The organism is Rhodococcus sp. DT1 (genome assembly GCF_049844875.1).
GTDB lineage: Bacteria > Actinomycetota > Actinomycetes > Mycobacteriales > Mycobacteriaceae > Rhodococcus.
Window position 1 is genome coordinate 12,057 of record NZ_JBNCLW010000005.1, and the last position, 25,383, is coordinate 37,439.

The window sequence follows — 25,383 nt, forward strand, 5'->3', positions numbered from 1 at the left end:
ACATGAGTACCGAGAGCGCGACAGTCGGAGAAGACGTGGTCGGCACCGAAAGGGCCACCGTCACCGAAAATGCCACCGCCACCGAATCACCGGATACGCAGGCGGACGGCACGACACCGGCGAACCCCGCTGGGGGAGGACGGCCGTCGGTATCCCGGACGTTCCGCCGGGCCGGGTTTGCGGTGCTTGTGGTTCTGGCACTCGGAGCAACTGCGACAGCCGCGGTGTTCGGTCTGCAACTGCGCGACGCGAAGGCCGTCGAGAGCGCAGCCCGTGAGGCCTCCGACGTCGCACGGCAGTACGCCGTCACCCTCACCTCGGTCGGTGCCGACCTCGAGAGTGATTTCGCCGCAGTCCTCGACGGGGCAACCGGCGAGTTCGAGAAGATGTACGCGGAGTCGAGTGAGCAACTCCGGCAGTTGCTGATCGACAATCAGGCGCAGGCCGAGGGTGTCGTCGTGGAGTCGGGTATCAAGTCCGCGACACCGACGAAGGTCGAGGTGCTGTTGTTCATCGACCAGTCCGTGACCAATGCACTCGTTCCCGAGCCGCGGCTCGACCGCAGCCGCGTCGTGATGACCATGGAACTGGTCGACGGTCGCTGGCTCGCGTCGCAGGTCGATCTGCCCTGAACCGTCCAGTCTCCGCCGATCAGATTCTCCGCCGATCAGATTCTCGGGGGTGCCGGAAGTTCCTTCTGGCCCAGCCACGCATCCCAGAGGGGGCGCAGCGAGGTGTCGGAGAAGCGAGCAGCGAGATCTTTGAATTGTGTCGTCGTGACGTTGGAATGGCGATGCTCCGACGTCCATGTCCGGAGAAGCGTGAAAAACGAGTCGTCGCCCAGAGTCAGGCGCAACGCATGCAGGGTGAGCGCTCCGCGCTTGTAGATCCGGTCGTCGAACATGTCCTTCGCGCCGGGATCCTCGAGGAGGATGTCCTGGGGCTTGCGGGAAAGGCCGCGATACGCGTCGGCCGCGAGGGCCTGGGCAGACGGCCCACCGGAGTTCTCGGACCACAGCCACTCGGCGTAACACGCGAAACCTTCGTGGAGCCAGATGTCGCACCAGCGAGACAGAGTCAGGCTGTTGCCGAACCACTGGTGAGCCAATTCGTGTGCCACGAGCCGTTCTTCGGTCCTGTGCCCGTCGCAGAAATTGGCCCCGAACGTGGACAGACCCTGCGCCTCGATGGGGATCTCGAGGTCGTCGTCGGTCACCAGGGCCGTGTAGTGCGCGAAGGGGTACGGGCCGAACAGGCGCGTGAACAACTCGAGCATCTCCTGTTGCCGCCCGAAGTCCTTGTCGAACGCGTCGCGCAGGCGTGACGGGTGCACCGCGTACTGCGGCACCGGCGACGACGCGATCGCGCGCATCTCGTAGTGCCCGATCTGCACGGTCGCCAGGTACGTCGCCATCGGCTCGGGTTGCTCGTAGACCCACGTGGTCCGGCTGGATTTGGTCGTCTTGTGGACGAGCGTTCCGTTCGCGATCGCCTGGAACGGCGCGTCCGTGGTGATCGAGATGCGGTAGGTCGCTTTCGATCCGGGATGGTCGTCGCACGGAAACCACGACGGAGCGCCGTTGGGCTGGCTCGCGACGAGCGAGCCCTCCTCGAGTTCCTCCCACCCGACATCACCCCACATGGTGTGGAGCGGTGTGGGGGTGCCGGCGTACTGGACGGAGATGGTCAGCACCGCGCCCGCGGGGATGGCGTCTGCGGGGGTGACGGTGAGCTTGCCGCCGCGGTGCACGAACTTGGCGGGTCGTCGCCCGTTGACCGTCACCTTGGACACGCGCATCGACGGTGCGAGGTCGAGTGCGAACTTTCCCCGCACATCGGTGGTCGTCGCGACGATGACGGCCCGGCCCTCCAACCGGTTCGCCATGATCTTGTAGGCGAGATCGAGTTCGTACCGCGACACGCGGTAACCGCGGTTGCCGCTGGTCGGAAGGTACGGGTCGAGGGGACGGTCGGCGGTCACGGGCGGCACCGGCTTCGCGGCCTTGATCGGTTTCACCGCGGTGACCAGTCGCCCGGGGACGTCCAGGCCGAGATCGGGTTGCCCTGCCAGCGGGTCGACGGTGGCACGACGTCGCCGCGCATCACCAGAGATGCGGGTCCGACAGTGGCGCCGTCACCGATCCCCGATGCGGGTAGCGCAACGCACTGGGGGCCGAGGGTCGCGCCGGCGCCGAGAGTCACGGTGTCCATGGCCATGATCCGATCATGGAACAAGTGTGTCTGTACAACGCACCCGCGTTCCACTGTCGCGCCGTCGCCCAGCGTCACGAGGTCCGCTTCGGGCAGCCAGTAGCTTTCGCACCACACTCCGCGTCCGATCGTGGAACCGAGTGCGCGCAGCCACAGGTTCGTGGCCGCGGTGCCCGTCGCCGCGCGGGCGAACCACGGCGCGGCGACGGTCTCGACGAAGGTGTCCGATACTTCGTTGCGCCACACGAACGAACTCCACAGCGGATGTTCTTCTCGGCCGATGCGCCCCACGATCAGCCATTTCGCCGCGATCGTCACGAGGCACGCGACCGCGCCGGCGGCCATCAGCACCACACCGCCGAGCAGGACGGCGATCCGGTAGCCGAAGTGCGACGCGAGCGTGTTGAGTGTGAAGAGAACTCCCAGCCCGATCCCGAACGTGACGATCATCGGGACGAGCCGGCAGGTCTCGACGAGACCGCGGGCGATCCGCAGCTTCGGCGACGGTGCGAACGTGCGGCTCGCATCGCCCTCACCCGCAGCGCGGCGCAGTCGCACCGGGGGACTGCCGAGCCAGGACGACCCCGATTTCGCTTTCTGGGGTGCGGCCGAGAGGACCGCGACGAGACCGTGCTTCGGGACACGGCGGCCGGGCGCCGCCATACCGGAATTACCGAGGAACGCCCGCTTCCCGACCTTCGCGTGCGAGATGTAGAGCCAGCCGCCCCCGAGTTCGTACGACGCGACCATCGTGTCGTCGGCCAGGAAGGCTCCGTCGGCGACCTTCGTGAACTTGGGCACCATGAGCACCGTCGACGCCTCGACGTCCTTGCCGATGTCGGCGCCGAGGAGCCGGAGCCAGCCCGGCGTGAGCATCGACGCGTACAGCGGGAAGAGGAAGGTGCGCGACGAATCCATCAGACGCTCGGTGGCCCACACCTGCCAGCCGATGCGGCTCCGGACCGGATGCCAGCCCTCCGTCATACGAATCGACAACAGTCGCACGGCGATCAGCGTGGTGAGTGCGAAGACGAACATGGTCAGCAACGCCGCGACCGGAAGCATCGCCAGGGACCGGGGAACGGCGTCTGCGACGGTCGCGGTGTCGCGCACCCACCACACGAGTAACGCGACACCTGCCGCGATCGACGCGATCGGCAGGCCGCCGAGGAGGACGGAGGTCAAGGCGTAGACGGGAATCCAGCGGGCTCCGCGGGGTGGTGCCTCCGAGGGCCAGGGACGGTCGGCCTTGCCGATCTTCTTGGCCGGCGACCCAGCCCAGTGCTGCCCGGACTTCACGCGCCCGAACACCGCGGAGCCGGCCTCGACTTCGGCATTCTTGCCGATGCGCGCACCGGGGGCGAGGAACGAGCGGGCACCGACGGCCGCGCCGGCACCCACCCGGATGGTGCCGATGTGGACGAGGTCGCCGTCGACCCAGTGACCCGACAGATCGACCTCGGGTTCGATCGAGCAGCCGTCGCCGAGTTCGAGGAGCCCGGTGATCGGGGGAAGGCTGTGGAGGTCGACATCTCGTCCCACCTTCGCTCCCAGGGCACGAGCGTAGTTCCGCATCCACGGGGCGCCCGAAATGTTGGTTGCTCCGACGGCGTCGGACAGGCGTAGCGCCGTCCACAGTCGCAGGTGCACCGAGCCGCCCCGCGGGTAACTTCCGGGAACCACATCGCGGAGCAGCAGCCGCGCTCCCACGACGGCAAGCGCCATGCGCCCGGGAGGGGTAAGGAACAGGGCGGCACCGAACGCGGTCCACCACCACGACAGGGTGACCGTCCACGGCACGTCGACGACCAGGCTGACGACGTTGTTGAGGATCGCGAGCCAGACGACCCACTGCAGTCCGGTGAGCGTCATGAGCGGCACGGTCGCGACGATCTGCGCGAACTGTGCGCGACGGGACACCGGAGCGACCACGCGGTGCGTGGCAGCGGTCGTCGGAGCCAGTTCGTCCAGGTAGACGGCGAGGGACCCGAGGCGTGGCCGGTCGTACAGCTGTGCGACGGTCATTTCCGGGTAGCGGGCACGAATGGCGGTGACGAGCTGGGCGGCTGCGAGCGAACCCCCGCCGAGTTCGAAGAAATCGTCGTCCAGGCCGTCGATGGGAGCGCCGAGGATGTCCGTCCACAACCCCGCCAGCCACGCGGCGGTGGGGTCGAGACCGAGGGCGTCGATCGAGTCGGCGTCTGCGCCGGGGAGCGGCCACGGCAAGGCGTTGCGGTCCACTTTCCCCGAGGTTCGGGTGGGGAGTTCGTCGACCCGGGCGAGCCGGGGCACGAGGGCGGCAGGAAGCTGCTCGGACAGGAGGTCGTGCGCGGCCGCGAGATCGAAGTCGGGGTCCGTCGAGGCGAGGTAGCCGACGAGAACCGAGTGTCCCGTCGCCGTCGTACGGACGGCGCAGGCGGCGCCGGCGACGCCCGGCAGGTTCTGCAAGGCATTGTCGACCTCACCGAGTTCGATGCGGCGTCCGCCGATCTTCACCTGATCGTCGGCACGCCCCTGGAACAGCAGTCCTTGCCGGTCGAGCACGACGAGGTCACCGCTGCGGTAGGCGCGCGACCATCCGAGACTCGGCATGGGCGCGTACTTTTCGGCGTCCTTCGCCGGGTCGAGGTATCGCGCCAGTCCCACGCCGCCGATGACGAGTTCACCGGCTTCTCCCTCGGCGACGGGGTTGCCCTCGGCGTCGACGACAGCGAGATCCCAGCCGTCGAGGGGCAGCCCGATGCGGACCGGCCCGGAGCCGTCCATGAGTGAGGCGCACGCGACGACGGTGGCTTCCGTCGGACCGTAGGTGTTCCACAACTCTCGTCCCGGAACGGCAAGCCGTTCGACGAGGTCCGGCGGGCAGGACTCGCCGCCGAAAATGAGCAGCCGCACCGCTTCGAGAGATTCGGCCGGCCACATCGCGGCGAGGGTCGGCACGGTGGAGACGACACTGATGTCACGCGAGATCAGCCACGGGCCGAGGTCCATGCCGGACCGGACCAATGAGCGCGGAGCGGGCACCAGGCACGCGCCGTGGCGCCACGCGAGCCACATCTCCTCACACGAGGCGTCGAATGCGACCGACAAGCCGGCCAGTACCCGGTCTCCCGGCCCGATCGGAGCGTCTCGGCAGAACAATCGCGCTTCGGCGTCGGCGAACGCGGCGGCGTTGAGGTGGGTCACCGCCACACCCTTCGGAGTGCCGGTCGACCCCGACGTGAAGATGATCCACGCATCGTCCTCGAGCCGTGGACCGCGCAGCGGCGGGTCGGCCCGTACGGGAGCGGTACCGGGACCGATGCCGTCGTCGGTGACGACGGCGGTCACCCGGGCCTCGGAGAACACCAGGTCGGCGCGTTCGTCCGGGTCGTCGGCGTCCACGGGAACGTAGGCCGCGCCCGCGGCCAGGATCGCCAGGATGGTCACATACAGTTCGGCTCTGCCCGAGGTCATCCGAACCCCGACCCGATCGCCCGCACCGACCCCGGCGTCGAGGAGGGCGTACGCGCCTACCCGGACTTTCTCGAGCAGTTCCGCGTAGCCGATGACGCCGGTGCCGTCGTCGATCGCCGGTGCGTCGGGATGCGCCTCGGCGGTCGCGCGCAGGATGTCGACGAGGGTGCGGGCCGGCGGTGCGTGTGACGCGCGAAGAAACTCTGCGGGGATCACAGAGCTGCGGGGTTCAGCGGGGAGTGGGGCAGGCAAGTCCGCGGCGTCCTTCTACTCGATGGTGCTCCGGTTATCTCACGTTCAAGTGGACACGAGGTGAACGTCGGGGCACATCGCAGGGCCCGGGTGTGTCGCGCCCCGGCCGACTCGGAGGCGGTATTTCGGCAGGTCCGCGGCGTTCGTCCGCACTGTCGCGGTCGGCGCACCACATCCGGTTTGACACGGGACCGCCCGACTGCAATCCTCTTCGGCAGGTCATGAGTACCAGCATCGAGCCCCGGCTTGCTGGTCGGCAACCCTCCTCCGCGGTGGGGTGCTCCGGGTGACGACCTGGCTGTGATTCCAATACCGGACACGGCAAGCGCGGACTCCGCCGGCGATCGTTTCCCTTCGTCGTGGCGATTACCGACGGGTCCCTGGATCGACGAGGGATTTTGTCATGACTGCTGCATCTGCCACCGCCTGCATCGCGCCGTTCGCACACGTCTCCGGATGTGATGTGCAGGTGCCGCTCGTGCAGGGCGGCACCTGCACCTACGTCAACTTCGATTACGCGGCGAGTGCACCCGCTCTCGCCACAGTCACCGAACGCATCGCCGAGTTGCTGCCGTACTACGCGAGCGTCCATCGCGGCGCCGGATACGCCTCGCGGGTGAGCACCGCGAGTTACGAGGATTCGCGAGAGTCGGTGGCGCGCTTCGTCGGTGCCGACACCGATCAGGTCGTCGTTTTCACCCGCAACACGACCGATTCGCTGAACCTGCTGGCGGGTGCGGTGCCCGGTGACGTCGTGGTGCTCGATATCGAGCATCACGCGAATCTCCTCCCGTGGAAGAACTCCCGGGTTGTCGTGGCGGCCGACTCGATCGCGGAGACCGTGCAGCGTATCGCCGAGGAGCTGAACCGGGCGCCGGCCGCGCTGCTCGCCGTCACGGGTGCCTCCAACGTGACCGGTGAAGTGCTGCCGATCTCCGAGCTCGCCGCCCTCGCTCATTCGTGCGGTGCGCGGATTCTCGTCGACGGTGCGCAGTTGGTGCCCCACCGCAGCGTGGATCTCACCGCCGACGGAATCGATTACCTCGCCTTCTCCGGTCACAAGCTCTACGCCCCGTTCGGCGCCGGAGTGCTCGTGGGACGCCGCGACTGGCTCGACACCGCCGAGCCGTACCTCGCCGGTGGCGGCGCGGTGCGCGAGGTGACTCTCGACGGTGCCGAATGGGCTTGTGCCCCTGCGCGACACGAGGCCGGAACACCGAACGTACTCGGGGTTGCCGCCCTGGCCGCGGCATGCGACACCCTCGGCGGTTTCGACACCGAGGCCGCGGCGCGGCACGAGGAAGAACTGTGCCGCCTGCTCGTCGACGGATTGAGCGGCATCGAGGGCGTCGAGATCCTGAAGTTGTGGGACGACTCGGAAGACTGCGTCGGCATCGTGACCTTCACCGTGGATGGATACGAACCGGGTGAGGTGGCGTCGTACCTTTCGGCCGAGCACGGAATCGGAGTGCGCGACGGGCGTTTCTGCGCGCACCCGCTGCTCGCACGCGTGGGACGCCCGGGTGGGGCGGTGCGCGCGTCGCTGGGGCTGGGCAGCTCGTCGGCAGACGTGGACCGGTTGCTCGCCGCGCTGCGCACTCTGGTCGCGCAAGGACCTGCGTGGACGCACGCGAAGACCGGCGGCGTGTGGAGCCCGGCACCGGAAACCCGGCCCGGACTCGCGCAGTCGGGAGAGGGTGCGTCGCAATGCATCTGAGCGTGAGTGTTGTGGTCGACAATTCCCCATGGGGTAGGTAGGGTTCTCGTCATGACCTCGGAGGCGACTGCAACGGCGCACTGGTGCCGCCGGCATGTCGATCTGTGCCGCACCGCCTCCGGTACCTGTCCGGACTGAGTTCTCTCCGCACGCTTTTCAGCTGCTGCCGCATCGCGGCTCATTCGAGAGGTTACTCATGTCCGATACCGATTCCACGTACCGGGACCGGACGCGGCGGTTGCTGCGCGTCGCGGTCGAACTCTCCGGGCAATCCGGACCCGACTACTGGGCTGATCTCACCGTCGGCCGTCCCGCCGATCCTCCGCTCGACCCTGCCGCGCCGTCCGGCAACGTAATCCGGGTTCGCGCCGCCGACCTGCGGGAAACAGCGAAGATTCGCGACCGGATCCGTACCGAGGCCGTCGCGGAGGGCCGCGACCCCGATGCGGTGACGGTGCTCGTCGACCTCGAGGTGGTCGTCGATCCCGATGCACGTGCCGCGCGGATCCGCCACGCTCGGACCGACGGGATTGCCCGTCGGGGTCCGAGCACGTTGTCCTATGTGGGAACGCCGCACGGGCTCGCGAGCCTGATCGCCGACATCCATTCCGTCGGGGTGGCAGACGGCGTCACGCTGATTCCGTCGACGGCGCCGTTCACGGTGGAACATCTCGTCGACGGCACCCTCCCGTGGCTCGAGGCCCGCGGACTGCTGACGGTGTCACCGACTGTTGTGGAGGTTCTGCGACGGTTCGGTGAAGGGGCAGGTCCCGCGGCACGCGCGTCGTAGGCCGAACTGGGACGAGCGAAGGGGCAGGAGATTTCTCCTGCCCCTTCGCTTGTGCTCTAGGCGCTTCGTCGGTGGAGAGGGGTGACGACGTGGACGCGCGCGTCGGGGTCGAAGCGGTAGCCGGCGCCTCGGACAGTGGTGACGATGTCGCCGAACCTGCCGAGTTTCGACCGGATACGGGAGACGTGTACATCGACGCCCCGGTTGCCGCGTTCGGGATCGATGTAGCCGGCACCGAGGGTACGCAGAGTCGATCGGGGAACCGCTGTGTGAGGGCGATCGACGAGATACGAAAAAATCTCGAATTCGGTGTGGCTCAGCTCTACTCGGCTGCCGTCGAGCACCAGGCCGCGAGCGGGCAGGTCCACCACGAGCGGTGCGGGCCCCGGGCTGAGGAGCGTGTGGGTGCGTGCGCCGGGAAGAAGGCCGGTCGCTGTTTCGCGGAGCGCGTCGGCGAGTGCCGCGAGGTCGCCGGGGTGGACAGCGCCCGTGTCCGAAACTTGGACGATGAGAACGAGTTCCGGCTCATCGACTGAGGAGGTGCCGGTTGCGCGTTCGAGGTGGTCGGTGGTCATTCGAAGACTCCGCTCGGAGAATGGACATCGGCGCGCCGCATGACGCATATGCCGCGGGTGACTATCGCGGTTGCCGGGAAAGGAGAAGGGCTGGTGCGTATCTCAGCGCGCACACAGGCTCGAGCGGGTGCGGCACAGGTCGACGTGCCTGCGGCTCCACGCTCGGTCGGTCATGAGTCGAAGTGTACCGCGCGTGGCACTTCGGGTGGTAGCCGAGCGGTACCCCTTCAATCCACGTCCACGTCGATTCCCGCCGTGACGCGCATCAGTTCGCGGTACGTGGTTCGAAACAGCGTGTTGGCGCATCCACCCGCCGCCCACAGTTCCGCGTGGTCCTTCAGTGACCGATCGATGTAGGTCGGGAGGTTGGTGGGGTGTCCGAGCGGGGCGACACCACCGACAGGCTGGCCGGTGACCTCGACGACCACCGAGCGGGGTGCCGGCGCCAGGGTGCCGCCGAGGCGCTCGCCGGTGCGGTCGAGTGCGACCCGGTGTGCGCCCGACACCAGGAGCAGGATCGGTTCGTCGTCGAGAAGGAACACCAGGGACTTCACGATGGAGCCCACGTCGGCTCCCACCGCCGCCGCGGCCTGTTCCGCGGTGGTCACGGAGTCGGGTTGCCTGGTGATGAGCCCGTGGTGTCCACGAGCGATGAGCGTGTCGGCGACACGGGCCACGTTCGGGTGCCAGAACCTGCTCATGAGTCAAGAGTAGGACCTGCTCATCGGGGACGAATACGCGAAACGCCCGAGGAGTTTCGGGGCGGTGGCAGTGCTCGCCGACGAGGGACATTACTCTCGAGTAATGACCGATCACACCAGTTGGAAAGCGTTCACCGTCGAGCACAAGGACCACGTCGCCCAGGTGACGCTCATCGGTCCCGGCAAAGGCAACGCGATGGGCCCGGACCTGTGGTCCGAGCTGCCCGTCCTGTTCGCCCAACTCGACGCAGATCCGGACGTGCGTGCCGTCGTGCTGGCCGGCGCCGGCAAACACTTCACGTTCGGCCTCGACCTCGTCGCGATGGGTGGTGACCTCGCGGCGGTCCTCGCAGACGGTGCCCGCGCGAAGGCGCGCACCGAGTTCCACGGGATGGTCAAGCGTATGCAGGCAGCCATCACGGCCGTCGCCGACTGCCGCAAGCCGGTCGTCGCGGCGATCCAGGGCTGGTGCATCGGCGGCGGTGTCGACCTCATCACCGCGGCCGACATCCGCTACGCGAGCGCCGACGCCAAGTTCAGCGTCCGCGAAGTGAAGGTGGGCATGGTCGCGGATGTCGGCACCCTCGCGCGCCTGCCGTACATCATCGGTGACGGGCACGTCCGGGAACTCGCCCTCACCGGCAAGGACATCGACGCTGCGCGCGCCGAGAAGATCGGTCTCGTCAACGACGTCTTCGCCGACGCCGACGACGTCCTCGCCGCGGCCCACCGGACCGCTGCGGAAATCGCGGCGAACCCGCCGCTGGTCGTGCACGGGATCAAGGACGTCCTCGACCACAGCCGCTCGGCGCAGGTCGACGACAGCCTTCGCTACGTCGCGGCATGGAATGCGGCGTTCCTGCCCTCGGAGGATCTCGGCGAGGCGATCAAGGCGATCTTCGAGAAGCGCCCGCCCGAGTTCAAGGGACAGTGACGACGGCCGGTACCCCGGCACACCCCCGACACGACGAATCTCCCGGCCGATCCGTGGATCATCCGGGAGATTCGTCGTTGCAGGACACTCAGGTGTTCTGCGGCAGGCTCAGTGGCCGCCGTTGTCCTTCAAGCGCGCGATGGAGGCAGTGACCTCGGCCTCTGCGTCGGCGCGGCCCGTCCAGTCCGCGGCTTCGACGTGCTTGCCCGGCTCGAGATCCTTGTAGTGCACGAAGAAGTGCTTGATCGCGTCGAGTTCGAACTGCGGCACGTCGCCGATGTCCTGGATGTGATCCCACCGCGGGTCACCTGCGGGGACCGCGAGAACCTTGTCGTCGCCACCGGCCTCGTCGACCATCTTGAACATGCCGACCGGACGGGCATCGACGATGACGCCGGGGTACACCGACTCGGGGAGCAGTACGAGGCAGTCGAGCGGATCGCCGTCTTCACCGAGAGTGTTCTCGATGTACCCGTAGTCGGCGGGGTACCCGAACGCGGTGTAGAGGTAGCGGTCGAGCTTGACGCGGCCGGTCTCGTGATCGACCTCGTACTTGTTCCGCTGCCCCTTGGGGATCTCGATGGTGACCTCGAACTCCACGCGCTTGCCTCACTTCGTCGGTGTTTTCGCTCGCCGATACGACATCCGTATCTGCGGTGATGGTCCGGAGAAAGGATAACGGGCGCGGCGCTAGTCTGGACGACGCAGGTACCGGACCACGAAGGCGGCCACCAGGGCGCGAGTGTGCAGGACACAGCGGAGGCGTGTTGGCGGGGCAGGAAAAGATCAAGAAGCAGGGTTCGTTGGTCACACGTCGGCGCCGGAACATCCGGATCCTGTTCGGTATCTGGGCCGCCGGTTTTCTCGCACTCGTCGTGGGCGGCGCATTTGCCGTCTACGACGTGCGCACCACTGCCAGCGCGACGATCGCGCCCGCTCCCGCACCGGTCGTCGCGGACCCCGCGGTCGCGCCGGTGGCGGACGATGCCCCGGCTCCGGTCCCCGCGGCCCTGGCCGCCGCGCTCGACGCAGCCGTGAAGAACCCGGCGCTCGGATCGTTCACCGGATCGGTCACCGATGCGGCCACCGGGACCGTCCTGTGGTCCCAGGACCCGGACCGGCCGATGACACCCGCATCCACGACGAAGATCCTCACCACCGCGGCCGCGTTGCTCGGCCTGCCCAGCGATCACCGCATCACGACGCGGGTGGTCGAGGGCTCCCGTCCCGGCGAGATCGTCCTCGTCGCGGGTGGCGACCCCACCCTCACCGCTCAGCCCGTCGGCGAAGACGGTTTCTACCCCGGTGGTCCCCGCATCGCCGATCTCGCGCAGCAAATCCAGCGCAGCGGAGCCGTCGTCGACACCGTGGTCGTCGATGTCGGGATCTTCAGCGGAGACCCGCTCGCGGTCGGATGGGACGCCACCGATGTCGGGGACGGGTTCGTCGCACCCATCGAACCGGTGATGCTCGACGGGGGACGCCTGCGGCCGCTCGAAGACGAGTCGCCGCGTTCGGCTACTCCTGCGCTCGACGCCGGGCGAGCGCTCGCCGCCGCACTCGGCGCCGATCCCGAGAAGGTCACGATCGGGACGGCCTCACCGGGTACAGCGCCCATGGCATCGGTTCAGTCCGCACCGCTGCGGACACGACTGGAACAAATGGTGCAGCATTCCGACAACGTGCTCGCCGAAACCATCGGACGGGAAATCGCGATCTCGTCGGGTAGCGCGCCCACGTTCACCGGTGCCGTCGAAGCTGTGACCCGCACTCTTCAGGGCGCCGGGATCGACACCTCCGGAGTCACGCTTCAGGACCTCAGCGGCCTGTCCCTCGACAACCGCATCCCGGCGCGGGTCCTCGACTCGATCGTCGCGCGCGCCGCCGGCCCGGACGCTCCGGCCCTGCGTCCGATGCTCGATTACCTGCCGGTCGCGGGTGCCACCGGCACGCTCAGCGACCGCTACGGCACCACTGCCCGTGCCGGAGCCGGGTGGGTCCGCGCGAAAACAGGCACACTGAGTCTTGTGAGCGGGCTTACGGGATACGTCGTGGACGTCGATGGCCGGGTACTGACGTTCGCACTCATGTCGAACGATCGGTTCCCCAACGAAGCACGACCCGCGCTGGACGACGTCGCGGCCGTACTCCGGGGATGCGGCTGCCGATGAGCGAACAGGAGCGGGGCATCGGCGACGCGATCGACTGGGAGTTCGCGGCGGGTGTCGGTGCCCGGCTCACGCGCTCCGGCCCCGCGATGTCGGGGTATACCCGTGACGCCGCCATCGAGGAGCTGTACGCGGCGGCGGAGCGCGCCGAAGGCCCGGTGCGTGAGCAGACCGGGATGGGCGACGGGACGGTGCCGCCGCCCGCGCGCGTCGTGGATCGCCCCGACTGGGTGCGGGCCGCGGCGGAGTCGATGGCGGACCTCACCGGGTCCGACCGGAGCGGGAGCTGGCTCGGTAAGCCCGCGGGCGCGCAGGCAGGCGCGATGCTCGCGTACCTCGCGTCGGCCGTCCTCGGTCAGTACGACCCGTTCTCGCGCACGCTGCTGCTCGTCGCACCCAACGTCGTCGCCGTCGAGCGCGCACTGAAGGTGCCGACCTCGGACTTCCGCCTGTGGGTGTGTCTGCACGAGGTCACCCACCGCGTGCAGTTCGAGCAGGCTCCCTGGATGGCGGACATCATGCGCGAGTCCACCGCCGAACTCACGGCAGCGGTCGACGAGCCGATCGGTGAGGTCGTGAGCAGGTTCGTGGCCGCCGCCCGCGATCTGCGCACTCCGGGCGAGAAGCCGATGTCGCAACGCGGCATGGTCGGACTGCTGCGTGCCACGCAGGCGGAACCGCAACGCGAATCGCTCGACCGGATGCTGGCGCTCGGAACGCTGCTCGAAGGCCACGCCGATCACGTCATGGACGGGGTGGGGCCGTCCGTCGTTCCGTCGGTGGCACGGATCCGCCGTGCGTTCGACAGCCGGCGTCGCCGCAACGGAAACCCGATCCACCGCGTGATCCGCGTCGTTCTCGGCGTGGACGCGAAGATGGCGCAGTACGTGCACGGCAAGAGGTTCGTCGACGCCGTCGTCGCGAAGGCCGGCATGGCGCAGTTCAACGCGGTGTGGTCCGGCCCCGACGCGCTCCCGACCCTCACGGAGATCGATCACCCGGACGCCTGGATCGCACGGGTGCTGGGCTGACCGTGCCGCCCGCTCCGCGACTGCCCGAACTGCCCGCAATCCACGAGGTCCGGCTGGCGGTGCGCGCCTGGCTGTCCACGCACGACGTGCGCGCGGTGGCCGTCGCGCTGTCCGGTGGCGCCGACTCCGCAGCGCTGATAGCGGCGGCCGTGGCCGAGGCCGACGAGGTGCACGCCGTCGTCGTCGACCATCGTCTGCAGGAGGGCTCGTCGGACGTCGCCGCGCGCGCCGCCGATTTCGCGCGTGCGCGTGGGTGCGCCTCCGTCCGGGTGGTGGCCGTGGACGTTACCGGCCCCGGAGGGCTGGAGGCGGCTGCTCGTACCGCCCGGTACAGGGCCCTCGACGAGGCGCGCGGCGGAATGCCGGTCCTGCTCGGCCACACTCTCGACGACCAAGCCGAGACGGTCCTCCTCGGTCTCGGCCGCGGTTCGGGGCTTCGCTCGATCTGCGGAATGGCGCCGTTCGACGCCCCGTGGGGGAGACCCCTGCTCGGCGTACGGAGAAGCGTCACCCGGCGCGCATGCGGCGAACTCGGTTACCTCCCGTACGAGGATCCCCACAACGCGGACCCGCGATTCACTCGCGTCCGATTGCGGACCGAGGCCCTCCCGATGCTCGAGGAGATCCTCGGTGGCGGAGTCGCCGCGGCGCTCGCTCGCACCGCCGCGCAACTTCGGGACGACGGGGAGGCGCTCGACGAAGCGGCTGCCGGCCTGCTGGCCCGTGCCGCGACCCCGCGCGAGCCCGCGGCCGACTGCTCACTCGATGTGACGGTGCTCACCGATGCACCCGCCGCGGTCCGCCGCCGGGCGGTTCGCTTGTGGCTGCTCGGACGCGGTGCACCCGCGCCGAACGACAAGTCGCTGCGCGCAATCGACGATCTGGTGGTGCTCTGGCACGGGCAGGGGCCCGTCGCGGTGGGCCGGGGTCCGGGAGCGGGGACCAGGTTGGTGGTGCTGCGTCGGCGTGGCAGGCTGAGTATGGAGTTCGTCGACCAGCAGCGGTGCGCGGACGACTGACGGAAGGTGGGTAGAACCCGGTGTACGAAGGTGACATTGCCTCGGTGCTGATCTCCGAGGAGCAGATCGCAGAGCGGACGGCCGAACTGGCAGCCTCGATTGCGGAGCGATACCCCGAGGGCGCCCCGGAGGGTGATCTCCTGCTCATCGGTGTGCTCAAAGGCGCGATCTTCTTCATGACCGACTTCGCCCGAGCCCTGCCGATCCCGGCCCAGATGGAATTCATGGCGGTGAGCTCGTACGGTTCCTCGACCTCGTCCTCCGGTGTGGTCCGGATTCTCAAGGACCTCGACAAGGACATCGCCGGCCGCAACGTCCTGATCGTCGAGGACATCATCGACTCGGGTCTGACGCTGTCCTGGCTGATCCGCAACCTGTCGACGCGCAACCCGGCGTCGCTCGAGGTCGTCACCCTGCTGCGCAAGCCCGACGCCCAGAAGATCGACGTCGAGGTCAAGGACGTCGGCTTCGACATCCCCAACGAGTTCGTCGTCGGGTACGGACTCGACTACGACGAGCGGTACCGGGACCTGCCCTACATCGGCACTCTCCACCCGAAGGTCTACAGCAGCTGACACCTGCGCGGTGGGAGTGCAGACGCCGCAGATGAACCGTCCGCAGCCTCGCTGTGGGTGGGAACAAGGGACACCGCCGGTTCGTTGTCTGTTCGAACGACCTGCTGCGACTCCGCGGCGGTTCGTCGTCACGCGGTAACCTTGCGGTGCCTGGTTGGTCACTGCTCGCGAAACCGCGACCGCACCGGGTGTAGCGCCCTCGACACGACACCGATGACGTCACTATCGAAAGGACCGGCCGGCCGGGCCGAACCTGTATGAACCGCAAGACAGTGTTCCGTAATCTGGCGATTGTCGCCGGCATCCTGTTGGTCATCTACGCCTTCAGCTACTTCGGCGACGACACGCGCGGCTTCACGAAGGTGGACACGTCTGTCGCGATCTCCCAGCTCGAGGCGAAAAACGTCAGCGAGGCGCGCATCGACGACCGTGAGCAGCAGCTCCGGTTGTGGCTGAACAACGGCGACGATGCGACCGAGGGCAGTACCGAGATCATCGCGAAGTACCCCGCGTCGGCATCGGAGCAGATCTTCGATCTGGTCGGTGATTCCGGCGTGCCGAAGTACAACACGCAGGTCACCCAGGAGAGCTGGCTGACGTCGATCCTGCTGTTCGTGGTGCCGATGGCCATCCTGCTGGTGGTGTTCTTCCTCGTCATGAGCCGTATGCAGGGCGGTGGCCGCGGCGGGATGATGGGCTTCGGCAAGTCTCGTGCCAAGCAGCTGACCAAGGACATGCCCAAGACGACGTTCAACGACGTCGCGGGTGCGAACGAGGCCGTCGAAGAGCTGTACGAGATCAAGGACTTCCTGCAGAACCCGAGCCGGTACCAGGCGCTCGGCGCCAAGATTCCGAAGGGCGTGCTGCTGTACGGCCCTCCCGGCACGGGTAAGACGCTGCTCGCGCGCGCTGTCGCAGGCGAGGCCGGCGTGCCGTTCTTCACGATCTCCGGTTCGGACTTCGTCGAGATGTTCGTCGGCGTCGGTGCCTCCCGCGTGCGCGACCTGTTCGAGCAGGCCAAGCAGAACGCGCCCTGCATTATCTTCGTCGACGAGATCGACGCCGTCGGCCGTCAGCGTGGTGCGGGCCTCGGCGGTGGCCACGACGAGCGCGAACAGACTCTCAACCAGCTGCTCGTCGAGATGGACGGCTTCGGTGACCGCTCCGGCATCATCGTCATGGCCGCCACCAACCGGCCCGACATCCTCGACCCCGCGTTGCTGCGCCCAGGTCGTTTCGACCGTCAGATCCCGGTGAGCAATCCGGATCTCGCCGGTCGCCGCGCGATCCTCGCGGTGCATTCCAAGGGCAAGCCGATCGACCCGAACGCCGACCTCGGCGGTCTCGCCAAGCGCACCGTGGGCATGTCCGGTGCCGACCTGGCGAACGTCGTGAACGAAGCAGCCCTGCTCACCGCCCGCGAGAACGGCACGGTCATCACCGAGGCGACGCTCGAAGAGGCCGTGGACCGCGTGATCGGCGGGCCGCGCCGCAAGAGCCGCATCATCAGCGAATACGAGAAGAAGATCACCGCGTACCACGAGGGCGGTCACACGCTCGCCGCGTGGGCGATGCCCGACATCGAGCCGGTGTACAAGGTCACGATTCTGGCCCGTGGGCGCACGGGCGGGCACGCCATGACGGTGCCCGAGGACGACAAGGGCCTGATGACCCGGTCCGAGATGATCGCGCGCCTGGTCATGGCGATGGGTGGCCGCGCCGCCGAAGAGCTGATCTTCCGCGAGCCCACCACCGGTGCTTCGTCGGACATCGATCAGGCGACGAAGATCGCCCGCGCGATGGTCACCGAGTACGGCATGAGCGCGAAGCTCGGCGCCGTCCATTACGGCCAGGAGCAGGGCGACCCGTTCCTCGGACGGTCGATGGGGAACCAGACCGACTACTCGCACGAGGTGGCCCGCGAGATCGACGAAGAGGTCCGCAACCTCATCGAGGCTGCGCACACCGAGGCATGGTCGATTCTCAACGAGTACCGCGACGTCCTCGACGTGCTCGCGGGCGAGTTGCTCGAGCACGAGACGCTCACCCGCAAGGACCTCGAGCGGATTCTCGCCGATGTCCACAAGCGCCCGCGCATCACCGCGTTCAACGATTTCGGTGACCGTATCCCGTCCGACAAGCCGCCGATCAAGACGCCGCGCGAACTCGCAGAAGAGCGTGGCGAGCCGTGGCCGGCGGAGCCGCCGAGCCTGACGAAGCCGCCGCAGCCGCAGCCGCAGCACCAGCAGCCGCAGCACCAGCCGGACCCGCACGGCTCCAACGGTCGGCCGCAGCACGGCGACGACCGGCAGCCGCAGTACCCGGGTGCGCCCCAGCCGGCGCAGCCGCAGTCGGCGCAGCCCCAGTACCCGGGTGCCCAGCCGCAGTACCCCGGCGCCGCGCCCGCGGAGCCGCAGTACCAGCCGTCGGCTCCCGGAAACGGGTACGGCCGGCCTCAGCCTCAGCCGATCCCGGCGTCCGAGCCGCTGCCCGGATTCCCGCCGGCGCCGTACCCGGGTGGACCCCGGCACGCGACCCGACCCGATTACGGCGCCCCCGCCGGCTGGTCGGCACCGGGCTGGCCGCCGGAGGAACAGCAGGACGAGCGCGGAACCTTCCGGGGCGGTTACCCCGATTGGACCCGCACGGGATCCGACAACTCCGATGAACAACGGGACGAGGGACATCCGACCCCCGAACCGCCACCCACGCAGCCGTGGGAAGGGCCGTCCGGCCAGCGTTGAGACGACGAGCAACTTCAAGAGTGGAGGACTGGCGGGTGTCGGTTGATCACGTGGGTACCGCAGCGGGTTCCGGTATGGACGACGATGACGTGGTGTCGCAGACGCTGAGTGTGGAGGCGGGGCGAGTTTTCGACCAGCCACGCGCCGAGGCGGCCGTGCGGGAACTGCTCATCGCCGTGGGCGAGGATCCTGAACGGGAAGGTCTGCGCGACACCCCGGCGCGCGTTGCACGGGCATATCGCGAGGTGTTCGCGGGCCTGTTCACCAACCCCGACGAGGTTCTCAACACCACTTTCGACGAGGGACACCGGGAACTCGTGCTGGTGCGCGACATCCCGATGTACTCGACGTGTGAACACCACCTGGTGTCCTTCCACGGCGTCGCGCACGTCGGCTACATTCCCGGCCCGACCGGTCGCGTCACGGGTCTGTCGAAGCTCGCACGCGTGGTCGACCTCTACGCGAAGCGCCCGCAGGTGCAGGAGCGCCTCACCAGTCAGATCGCCGACGCACTGGTGCGCAAGCTCGAGCCGCGCGGAGTGATCGTCGTCGTGGAGGCCGAACATCTCTGCATGGCGATGCGCGGCATCCGGAAGCCCGGGGCGAGCACGACCACGTCGGCTGTACGTGGATTGCTCCAGACGAGTTCGGCGTCGCGCGCCGAGGCCCTGGACCTCATCCTGCGCCGGTGAGCGTGTTCGAGGCCGAGCAGCGGCCGATCGTGATGGGCGTACTCAACGTGACCAGCGATTCGTTTTCGGACGGCGGGCGCTATCTCGACCGCGAGTCGGCCATCGCACGCGGACTCGAACTCCGTGACCTCGGCGTCGACATCGTCGACGTCGGAGGCGAATCGACACGTCCCGGCGCGATGCGCATCGATCCCCAGGTCGAGGCGGATCGAGTCACGCCGGTCATCGAAGCTCTCACGGCGGAAGGCATCCGTACGAGTGTCGACACGATGCGCGCGTCGGTCGCCGAGGCCGCGATCACCGCGGGTGTGACGATCGTCAACGATGTGTCCGGCGGGCGCGCCGACAGCGACATGGCGTCGGTGGTGGCGTCCGCGGGCGTGCCGTGGATCCTCATGCACTGGCGTCCCACCGGTGGGTTCGTCCACGCGGGTGGGTCCGCGCATTACGACGACGTGGTGACCGAGGTGCGCGACGAGCTGCTCACCCAGGTCGACGTCGCCGTCGCCGCGGGCGTCGACCCGTCGAAGATCGTTCTCGACCCCGGACTCGGATTCGTGAAGCAACCGGACCACAACTGGCAACTCCTCCACGGCCTTCCGGAGCTGAACGCGCTCGGTTTTCCCGTGCTGATCGGTGCCTCCCGCAAGCGCTTCCTCGGATCCTTGCTCGCGTCACCCGACGGCGCAGTGCGTCCGCCCGCGGGTCGTGAAGTCGCGACGGCCGTGGTGTCGGCGCTCGCCGCGACCCACGGCGCGTGGGGAGTGCGCGTGCACGACGTGCAGGCTTCGCGTGACGCGCTCGCGGTGGTTCGGGCATGGCAGCACGGCGGTGCGGAGAGGATGCACGTATGAGCGACCGGATCGAACTGCGGGGACTACGGGTCCGCGGCACCCACGGAGTGTTCGACCACGAGAAGCGTGACGGACAGGATTTTCTCGTCGACATCGTGGCGTGGCTCGACCTCGCTCCGGCTGCGGCGAGCGACGATCTCGCCGACACGCTGCACTACGGCGAACTCGCCGAAGCCGCCGCCGCCGTCATCGCCGGCCCGGGGCGCGACCTCATCGAGACAGTGGCCGGGGAAATCGCCGACGGCGTGCTCGCCGACCCACGGGTGTCGCGCGTAGAAGTCACGCTCCACAAGCCGTCGGCGCCGATACCGCTGACGTTCTCGGACGTCGCCGTGGTGGTCGATCGGACCCGGAGCGTGTCGTGAGCCGGGCCGTGCTGTCGATCGGGTCCAACATCGGCGACCGCGAGGCGCATCTGCGCTCGGTGGTCGAGGCGCTGGGACGGCGTGCGGTGGCCGTCTCCGCGGTGTATTCGACGGCGCCCTGGGGCGGCGTCGAGCAACAGGACTTTCTCAACGCGGTGATCGTCGCGGAGGACGCCGCTTTCGCACCGGACGACTGGTTGCGGTTCGGCCGCGAATGCGAAGCGGCGGCCGAGCGGGTACGCGTCGAGCGGTGGGGTCCGCGCAGCCTCGACGTCGACGTCGTGTCGTGCGACGCGGGCGACGGAGAGGTGCTCAGCGACGATCCCGAGTTGACGCTCCCACACCCGCGGGCACACCAGAGGGCCTTCGTGCTCGTGCCGTGGCTCGACGTGGAACCCGACGCGGTGCTCACCGTGGAAGGGGAGACCCGCCGTGTCGACGACTGGCTCGACGGACTCGAGGCGGCGGAGCGTGACGGCGTGCACCGCACCGATCTGAACTTGACCGGCACCGGCGTGGGGGAACAGGCACGATGAAACCGACCCGGGTTCGCGATCTGCTCGCGCTGGCCGTGCTGGCGGCGGTCATCACCTGGTTGCTCGTGCGCACGCTGTACGGCTCTCTGCCGGCCATCCCGGTATATGCCGGAGCGTCGCTGTACGTGGCAGCGGTGATCGAGGTGGTCCTCGCGTTCGTCATCCGCTCGCGGGTCGGTAAGCACGAGATCGGGGAAGGCCCCGGCCGCATCCACCCGATCACGGTTGCGCGTTCCGTCGCCCTGGCGAAGGCGTCCGCGCTCGTCGGAGCGGCCAGTACGGGCGTATGGGCCGGATTCCTGCTCTTCCTTCTGCCGGAGCGCGCCGAAGTCCGCGCCGCCATGGAAGACACGTCCGGCGCAGTCGTCGGGGCAGTTGCCGGTGTGGCTCTTGTGGCTGCTGCGCTGTGGCTCGAATACTGTTGCAAGGCACCGGAGGACCCCGACGAGCCGAACGAGCCCGCGACCTGACGGCCGCTGTGGCGGGACGATCCGTGCCGCCGAACGGATTTCGCTGAGACGGGCGGGCATCGCTGGTTCGACCTGGGAAGACACGTAGTCTGGTAAGTATGGTTTCCCCGGGACGAGAGAACAGAAATCGTCGTCCGTGGCGCAGTACCGGATCCATGATCGTCGCCGGTTTGCTTGCCTTGGCCATGATCGCGTCCCTGCTGTTGGTTGTCAGCGACAGCGTGCAGGTTCTGCGTATCGCGGTGGTCGTGGCACTGTGGGCGGCCACCGTCGGCGCGATTGCGATGACCAAGTACCGCCGCGAGTCGGCGCTGGAAAAGGCCAAGGTCGACGACCTCAAGACGGTGTACGACCTTCAGCTCGAACGCGAGATCTCCGCGCGCCGCGAGTACGAACTGACGGTCGAGGAAAAGGTTCGGTCGGACCTGCGCATCGACGCCGAAGAAATGGCAGCGCTGCGTCATGAGCTCGCGACACTTCGCCGCAATCTCGAAGTGCTGTTCGACGGTCGGCTTCCCGACGAGAACGTGGCACTCGGAGGGCAGGCGGATCGTCGGCGCGAACTCGACGCCACGACACGTGTCACGGCGCCGCGACCGTCCGGACCGGCGTTTGCGTCGCCCGACGACGAGCCGCTCACAGCGGAGACGATCACGGTGGGCTCGCAGGAGGAGCGCGCCGAGACACCGCCTGCCGGGACACCGCCTGCCGAGACACTGCCTGCCGAGACACTGCCCACCCAGGCACCGCCCGCCGAGACACCGCCCACCCAGGCACCGCCCACCGGGGTGCGCCCGCAGCCTGCCGATGTGCACACCGCAGCGGCCGAGCCCCCGACCGGCCGACGCGGCCGCCGCCGCGCGGAGGGTGCCCATTCCGAGGGCCGGAGCGTCGCGGAAATTCTCGCCGCACTCTCGTCCGAACGCTGATCCGCGCGCCACGTCGCGGGACGGTACCGGCTGGTCACAGCCGGGTGAGGCGCAGATCACTCCTTTCCGTCGTGGCGGGCGCCGAGCGCAGCGCGCTATTGTCGGGCGAACGTCCGGTACCCGCTGAGCGGGACTGGAACGAATGAGAGGACTCCCGTGAATTCCTTCGGGATCACCAACGCGCCTGCGCCTGCCCGCCTATCGGTCGGTGTCGTTTCCGCAGGTCGCGTGGGCGCCGCACTGGGCGCGGCGCTCGAGCGCGTCGGCCACGTGGTCGTGGCCTGTTCGGCGGTGTCCGAGGTCTCGAAGCATCGCGCAAGTGTTCGCCTTCCAGACTCCGAGATACTGCCGGTCGACGAGGTCGCCGGCCGCTGCAATCTGCTTCTCCTCGCCGTTCCGGACACCGAACTCGAATCGCTGGTGGCCGGACTGGCCGCCACCTCCGTCGTCAAGCCGGGCACGATCGTCCTGCACGTATCCGGTGCTCACGGCATCGGTATTCTCGCGCCGCTCGCGGAGCAGGGCGCAGTGCCGCTCGCGGTTCACCCCGCGATGACGTTCACCGGGCACGACGAAGACACCGCCCGCCTCGCGTCCACCTGTTTCGGCATCACCGCAGCCGACGAGATCGGCTACGCGATCGCGCAGGCACTCGTCCTCGAGATCGGTGGCGAACCGGTCCGGGTCTCCGAGCAGATGCGGCCGCTCTATCACGCAGCGCTTGCCCACGGCAGCAACCACTTGGTCACGCTTGTCGCCGACGCAGTCGAAGCGCTGCGAGTCGCGCTCGCCGGTGACGAGTTGCTCGGTCAGCAGATCGTGGACGGTGCACCGGGCGGAGTCGCCGAACGAGTCCTTCAACCTCTGCTCACCGCCGCGTTGGACAACGTGCTGCGGCGAGGACCGTCCGCGCTCACGGGTCCGGTGGCCCGCGGCGACGCGGACACGGTCGCTACACACCTGCAGGTACTCGACGATGCCGACCCGCAGATCGCGGCGGGCTACCGCGCTATGTCGCTGCGGTCGGCGCAGCGCACCGGCTCGAAGCCGGAACTGATGGAAATTCTCGAAAGGGCTGATCACGGTGAATGAAGCGCGACAGGGCGGTTACGTGCGTGGAGAAACCACCGTGCACCACAATCCCGAGGACCTGAGAAAGGTCACCAAGGCGTTGCGCAGTGTGGGCCGCACGGTCGCACTCGTACCCACGATGGGCGCGCTGCACTCCGGGCACCTGGAACTGGTGAAGCAGGCGAAGCTCACGGGCGCGGTGGTCGTCGTGTCGATCTTCGTCAACCCCCTCCAGTTCGGTCCCGGCGAGGATCTCGACGCCTACCCCCGCACGCTCGACGCAGACCTCGAACTGCTCCGGGATGCCGGCGTGGAACTCGTGTTCGCTCCCACGGCTACGGCGATGTACCCGAACGGACCGCGCACCACGATCCACCCGGGCCCGCTCGGTTCGGAACTCGAAGGTGCTTCGCGGCCCGGCCATTTCGCCGGCATGCTCACCGTTGTCGCCAAACTGCTGCAGATCGTCGCGCCCAACTCCGCGTACTTCGGGGAGAAGGACTACCAGCAACTGGCGTTGATCCGGCAGATGGTGACAGACCTGAACTTCGACGTTCGGATCGTGGGTGTGCCCACCGTCCGTGAGGCCGACGGGCTCGCCCTGTCCTCGCGCAACCGCTACCTCTCCGAGCAGGAGCGCGAGATCGCAACCACGCTGTCGGCTGCGCTCGTCGCCGGCGCACACGCGGCTGCCGGTGGACCGGACGCCATCCTGGCGGCAGCGCGAGACGTACTCGCGTCCGCTCCTGAGATCGAGGTGGACTACCTCGAGGTGCGTGGCGCCGATCTCGGACCCGCCCCCGAACGAGGCGACGGCCGGTTGCTCGTCGCCGCACGACTCGGTACCACCCGGCTGATCGACAACGTCGGTGTCGCTGTCGGTACCGGGTTTCTCGAACGCGCGGTCGGGCAGGTAGATCCCACCGTCGCCGACGACCTGTTGACCCGCTGACCGAGTTCGCGAAACCAGAAGGAAGCCGAGGACGAACATGTTCCGCACCATGATGAAGTCGAAGATCCACCGCGCCACGGTGACCCATGCGGACCTGCATTACGTCGGTTCGGTGACCGTCGATCAGGACCTGATGGACGCGGCGGACCTGCTGGAGGGAGAGCAGGTGTGCATCGTCGACATCGACAACGGCAACCGTCTCGAGACGTACGTGATCGCGGGGGAGCGCGGGTCGGGCGTCATCGGAATCAACGGTGCCGCGGCGCGTCTGGTCAGTCCCGGTGATCTGGTCATTCTCATCGCCTACGGCGTGATGAACGAGCAGGAATGCAAGGACTACAACCCGAGCGTCGTGTTCGTCGATGCCGACAATCGTCCGGTGGAACTCGGCAACGATCCGGCGCACGCACCCGAGGGATCCGGTCTCATCACCCCCCGGATGCTGTCCACACTCGACGCACCGTCCCTGGTGTAGACATGCTCCTCGCCGTCGACGTCCGGAACACCAACATCGTTCTGGGCGTCTTCACGGGCAGCGGGACGCATTCGAAACTGCTGTGCGACCGGCGCGTGCGCACGGACCCGAAGATGACAGCCGACGAACTGGCTCTGCTCTTCCGGGGACTGCTCGGTGACGACGTCGACCGGATCACCGGCGTCGCCGCGTTGTCCACCGTGCCGTCGGTGCTGCGCGAGTTGCGGATCATGCTGGGGCGCTACTGGTCGCAGGTGCCGCATGTGGTCGTCGAGCCGGGCGTCCGGACCGGAGTGCCGTTGCTCGTCGACAACCCCAAAGAGGTCGGCGCCGATCGCATCGTCAACAGCCTTGCGGCCCATCACTTCTACGGCTCTCCGTGTGTCATCGTGGACTTCGGTACATCCACGTGTGTCGACGTCGTGTCCGCCAAGGGCGAGTTCCTCGGTGGCGCCATCGCGCCCGGCGTGGAGATCGCGATGGACGCCCTCGCATCTCAGTCCGCGGCGCTCCGGAAGGTCGAGTTGGTCCGGCCCCGCGGCGTTCTCGGGAAGAACACCGTCGAGTGCATGCAGTCCGGCGCGGTCTTCGGTTTCGCCGGCATGGTCGACGGTCTCGTGCGTCGGGTGTGCGCGGAGGTGCCCGGATTCGGGGCCGACGACGTCGCGGTGATCGGGACAGGAGACAGCGCGCCGTTGATCATGCCCGAATCGCGGACGCTCGAGCACCACGAGCCCGATCTCACCCTCGAAGGGCTGCGCCTGGTCTTCGAACGTAATCAGGTGAGACGCGCTACACGTGCCACGGGTTCCACCGGACGCGGTTCTGTGTAAAGATGCTTCCGTGATCCGTTGCATGAGCGCCCA

General features: G+C 68.2%; 24 protein-coding genes and 1 riboswitch. Of the genes, 19 read left to right on the top strand and 5 right to left on the bottom strand.

Annotated features, from left to right (window positions below):
• Positions 1-2: 2 nt before the first annotated feature.
• Entirely contained in the window at positions 3-632 is a 630-nt protein-coding gene (locus ACLQ3J_RS13405) for a hypothetical protein (RefSeq protein ID WP_425903558.1), read from the top strand.
• 35 nt (positions 633-667) lie between these two features.
• Here ACLQ3J_RS13405 and ACLQ3J_RS13410 read toward each other — a convergent pair whose 3' ends face one another.
• The gene (locus ACLQ3J_RS13410; RefSeq protein ID WP_425903560.1) at positions 668-2,017 is read right to left on the bottom strand and encodes a M1 family metallopeptidase; all 1,350 of its coding nucleotides are present in this window, start codon (positions 2,015-2,017) and stop codon (positions 668-670) included.
• Complete coding sequence (locus ACLQ3J_RS13415; protein WP_425903562.1) at positions 2,014-5,919, bottom strand: Pls/PosA family non-ribosomal peptide synthetase; 3,906 nt, start codon at positions 5,917-5,919, stop codon at positions 2,014-2,016. The genes ACLQ3J_RS13410 and ACLQ3J_RS13415 overlap by 4 nt, the downstream gene beginning before the upstream one ends.
• Before the next feature lie 217 nt (positions 5,920-6,136).
• Positions 6,137-6,253, top strand: a riboswitch (SAM riboswitch).
• A 69-nt stretch (positions 6,254-6,322) separates the two neighbouring features.
• On the opposite strand from ACLQ3J_RS13415, the gene ACLQ3J_RS13420 reads away from it, so the two are divergent.
• The gene (locus tag ACLQ3J_RS13420; protein ID WP_425903563.1) at positions 6,323-7,636 is read left to right on the top strand and encodes an aminotransferase class V-fold PLP-dependent enzyme; all 1,314 of its coding nucleotides are present in this window, start codon (positions 6,323-6,325) and stop codon (positions 7,634-7,636) included.
• A gap of 196 nt (positions 7,637-7,832) precedes the next feature.
• Positions 7,833-8,426, top strand: a complete 594-nt coding sequence (locus ACLQ3J_RS13425; protein WP_169622810.1) for a hypothetical protein — start codon at positions 7,833-7,835, stop codon at positions 8,424-8,426.
• Between the two features lie 56 nt (positions 8,427-8,482).
• Here ACLQ3J_RS13425 and ACLQ3J_RS13430 read toward each other — a convergent pair whose 3' ends face one another.
• Together ACLQ3J_RS13430 and ACLQ3J_RS13435 are read right to left on the bottom strand one after the other, a co-directional pair.
• Positions 8,483-9,001 carry a winged helix-turn-helix domain-containing protein gene (locus ACLQ3J_RS13430; protein ID WP_169622809.1) on the bottom strand — a complete coding sequence of 173 codons (519 nt, stop codon included), beginning with the start codon at positions 8,999-9,001 and terminating at the stop codon, positions 8,483-8,485.
• A 227-nt stretch (positions 9,002-9,228) separates the two neighbouring features.
• Entirely contained in the window at positions 9,229-9,702 is a 474-nt protein-coding gene (locus ACLQ3J_RS13435; RefSeq protein WP_169622808.1) for a YbaK/EbsC family protein, read from the bottom strand.
• A 103-nt stretch (positions 9,703-9,805) separates the two neighbouring features.
• Here ACLQ3J_RS13435 and ACLQ3J_RS13440 point away from each other — a divergent pair, with 103 nt between their 5' ends.
• On the top strand, positions 9,806-10,636 hold the full coding sequence (locus tag ACLQ3J_RS13440; protein WP_169622807.1) for a crotonase/enoyl-CoA hydratase family protein: 831 nt from the start codon (positions 9,806-9,808) through the stop codon (positions 10,634-10,636).
• A gap of 108 nt (positions 10,637-10,744) precedes the next feature.
• Here the strand turns inward: ACLQ3J_RS13440 and ACLQ3J_RS13445 are convergent, their stop codons facing one another.
• Positions 10,745-11,236: an inorganic diphosphatase gene (locus tag ACLQ3J_RS13445; protein ID WP_169622806.1), complete on the bottom strand. Its 492-nt coding sequence runs from the start codon at positions 11,234-11,236 to the stop codon at positions 10,745-10,747.
• A 164-nt stretch (positions 11,237-11,400) separates the two neighbouring features.
• On the opposite strand from ACLQ3J_RS13445, the gene dacB reads away from it, so the two are divergent.
• The 15 genes from dacB (at position 11,401) to ACLQ3J_RS13520 (ending at position 25,350) form a co-directional block, all read left to right on the top strand.
• Positions 11,401-12,807 (top strand): D-alanyl-D-alanine carboxypeptidase/D-alanyl-D-alanine endopeptidase, encoded by a 1,407-nt coding sequence (gene dacB, locus ACLQ3J_RS13450; RefSeq protein WP_378528766.1) that lies wholly within the window; start codon positions 11,401-11,403, stop codon positions 12,805-12,807.
• Positions 12,804-13,835, top strand: coding sequence for a zinc-dependent metalloprotease (locus tag ACLQ3J_RS13455; RefSeq protein ID WP_425903566.1), 1,032 nt, complete (start codon positions 12,804-12,806; stop codon positions 13,833-13,835). The genes dacB and ACLQ3J_RS13455 overlap by 4 nt, the downstream gene beginning before the upstream one ends.
• Positions 13,811-14,854 carry a tRNA lysidine(34) synthetase TilS gene (gene tilS, locus ACLQ3J_RS13460; protein ID WP_169622825.1) on the top strand — a complete coding sequence of 348 codons (1,044 nt, stop codon included), beginning with the start codon at positions 13,811-13,813 and terminating at the stop codon, positions 14,852-14,854. The genes ACLQ3J_RS13455 and tilS overlap by 25 nt, the downstream gene beginning before the upstream one ends.
• A 20-nt stretch (positions 14,855-14,874) precedes the next feature.
• The gene (gene hpt, locus ACLQ3J_RS13465; RefSeq protein ID WP_169622803.1) at positions 14,875-15,429 is read left to right on the top strand and encodes a hypoxanthine phosphoribosyltransferase; all 555 of its coding nucleotides are present in this window, start codon (positions 14,875-14,877) and stop codon (positions 15,427-15,429) included.
• Between the two features lie 257 nt (positions 15,430-15,686).
• Positions 15,687-18,173: an ATP-dependent zinc metalloprotease FtsH gene (ftsH, locus tag ACLQ3J_RS13470; protein ID WP_169622802.1), complete on the top strand. Its 2,487-nt coding sequence runs from the start codon at positions 15,687-15,689 to the stop codon at positions 18,171-18,173.
• A gap of 74 nt (positions 18,174-18,247) precedes the next feature.
• A complete protein-coding gene (gene folE, locus ACLQ3J_RS13475) occupies positions 18,248-18,865 on the top strand; it encodes a GTP cyclohydrolase I FolE (RefSeq protein WP_206037364.1) in 618 nt (205 codons plus the stop codon).
• Between the two features lie 32 nt (positions 18,866-18,897).
• The gene (folP, locus tag ACLQ3J_RS13480; RefSeq protein ID WP_378528776.1) at positions 18,898-19,719 is read left to right on the top strand and encodes a dihydropteroate synthase; all 822 of its coding nucleotides are present in this window, start codon (positions 18,898-18,900) and stop codon (positions 19,717-19,719) included.
• Positions 19,716-20,084, top strand: coding sequence for a dihydroneopterin aldolase (folB, locus tag ACLQ3J_RS13485; RefSeq protein WP_169622799.1), 369 nt, complete (start codon positions 19,716-19,718; stop codon positions 20,082-20,084). The genes folP and folB overlap by 4 nt, the downstream gene beginning before the upstream one ends.
• Complete coding sequence (gene folK, locus ACLQ3J_RS13490) at positions 20,081-20,620, top strand: 2-amino-4-hydroxy-6-hydroxymethyldihydropteridine diphosphokinase (RefSeq protein WP_169653250.1); 540 nt, start codon at positions 20,081-20,083, stop codon at positions 20,618-20,620. The genes folB and folK overlap by 4 nt, the downstream gene beginning before the upstream one ends.
• On the top strand, positions 20,617-21,090 hold the full coding sequence (locus ACLQ3J_RS13495; protein ID WP_169653251.1) for a DUF3180 domain-containing protein: 474 nt from the start codon (positions 20,617-20,619) through the stop codon (positions 21,088-21,090). Before folK ends, ACLQ3J_RS13495 begins: the two co-directional genes overlap by 4 nt.
• 98 nt (positions 21,091-21,188) lie before the next feature.
• On the top strand, positions 21,189-22,019 hold the full coding sequence (locus tag ACLQ3J_RS13500) for a DUF6779 domain-containing protein (protein WP_425903573.1): 831 nt from the start codon (positions 21,189-21,191) through the stop codon (positions 22,017-22,019).
• 156 nt (positions 22,020-22,175) lie between these two features.
• On the top strand, positions 22,176-23,111 hold the full coding sequence (locus tag ACLQ3J_RS13505; RefSeq protein ID WP_425903575.1) for a Rossmann-like and DUF2520 domain-containing protein: 936 nt from the start codon (positions 22,176-22,178) through the stop codon (positions 23,109-23,111).
• Positions 23,104-24,042, top strand: a complete 939-nt coding sequence (panC, locus tag ACLQ3J_RS13510; protein ID WP_425903577.1) for a pantoate--beta-alanine ligase — start codon at positions 23,104-23,106, stop codon at positions 24,040-24,042. The genes ACLQ3J_RS13505 and panC overlap by 8 nt, the downstream gene beginning before the upstream one ends.
• Before the next feature lie 37 nt (positions 24,043-24,079).
• Entirely contained in the window at positions 24,080-24,517 is a 438-nt protein-coding gene (gene panD, locus ACLQ3J_RS13515; protein WP_169622794.1) for an aspartate 1-decarboxylase, read from the top strand.
• A gap of 2 nt (positions 24,518-24,519) precedes the next feature.
• Entirely contained in the window at positions 24,520-25,350 is an 831-nt protein-coding gene (locus ACLQ3J_RS13520; RefSeq protein WP_169622793.1) for a type III pantothenate kinase, read from the top strand.
• Positions 25,351-25,383: the final 33 nt, after the last annotated feature.

What these genes read in the sequence shown, in the direction of transcription:
- panD (WP_169622794.1), top strand. Translation starts at nt 24,080, where the DNA reads ATGTTCCGCACCATGATGAAGTCGAAGATCCACCGCGCCACGGTGACC.
- ACLQ3J_RS13495 (WP_169653251.1), top strand. Translation starts at nt 20,617, where the DNA reads ATGAAACCGACCCGGGTTCGCGATCTGCTCGCGCTGGCCGTGCTGGCG.
- folB (WP_169622799.1), top strand. Translation starts at nt 19,716, where the DNA reads ATGAGCGACCGGATCGAACTGCGGGGACTACGGGTCCGCGGCACCCAC.
- ACLQ3J_RS13520 (WP_169622793.1), top strand. Translation starts at nt 24,520, where the DNA reads ATGCTCCTCGCCGTCGACGTCCGGAACACCAACATCGTTCTGGGCGTC.
- ACLQ3J_RS13425 (WP_169622810.1), top strand. Translation starts at nt 7,833, where the DNA reads ATGTCCGATACCGATTCCACGTACCGGGACCGGACGCGGCGGTTGCTG.
- ACLQ3J_RS13455 (WP_425903566.1), top strand. Translation starts at nt 12,804, where the DNA reads ATGAGCGAACAGGAGCGGGGCATCGGCGACGCGATCGACTGGGAGTTC.
- ftsH (WP_169622802.1), top strand. Translation starts at nt 15,687, where the DNA reads ATGAACCGCAAGACAGTGTTCCGTAATCTGGCGATTGTCGCCGGCATC.
- ACLQ3J_RS13405 (WP_425903558.1), top strand. Translation starts at nt 3, where the DNA reads ATGAGTACCGAGAGCGCGACAGTCGGAGAAGACGTGGTCGGCACCGAA.
- ACLQ3J_RS13420 (WP_425903563.1), top strand. Translation starts at nt 6,323, where the DNA reads ATGACTGCTGCATCTGCCACCGCCTGCATCGCGCCGTTCGCACACGTC.
- ACLQ3J_RS13500 (WP_425903573.1), top strand. Translation starts at nt 21,189, where the DNA reads ATGGTTTCCCCGGGACGAGAGAACAGAAATCGTCGTCCGTGGCGCAGT.
- folP (WP_378528776.1), top strand. Translation starts at nt 18,898, where the DNA reads ATGGGCGTACTCAACGTGACCAGCGATTCGTTTTCGGACGGCGGGCGC.
- ACLQ3J_RS13430 (WP_169622809.1), bottom strand. Translation starts at nt 9,001, where the DNA reads ATGACCACCGACCACCTCGAACGCGCAACCGGCACCTCCTCAGTCGAT.
- ACLQ3J_RS13440 (WP_169622807.1), top strand. Translation starts at nt 9,806, where the DNA reads ATGACCGATCACACCAGTTGGAAAGCGTTCACCGTCGAGCACAAGGAC.
- ACLQ3J_RS13435 (WP_169622808.1), bottom strand. Translation starts at nt 9,702, where the DNA reads ATGAGCAGGTTCTGGCACCCGAACGTGGCCCGTGTCGCCGACACGCTC.
- folE (WP_206037364.1), top strand. Translation starts at nt 18,248, where the DNA reads ATGGACGACGATGACGTGGTGTCGCAGACGCTGAGTGTGGAGGCGGGG.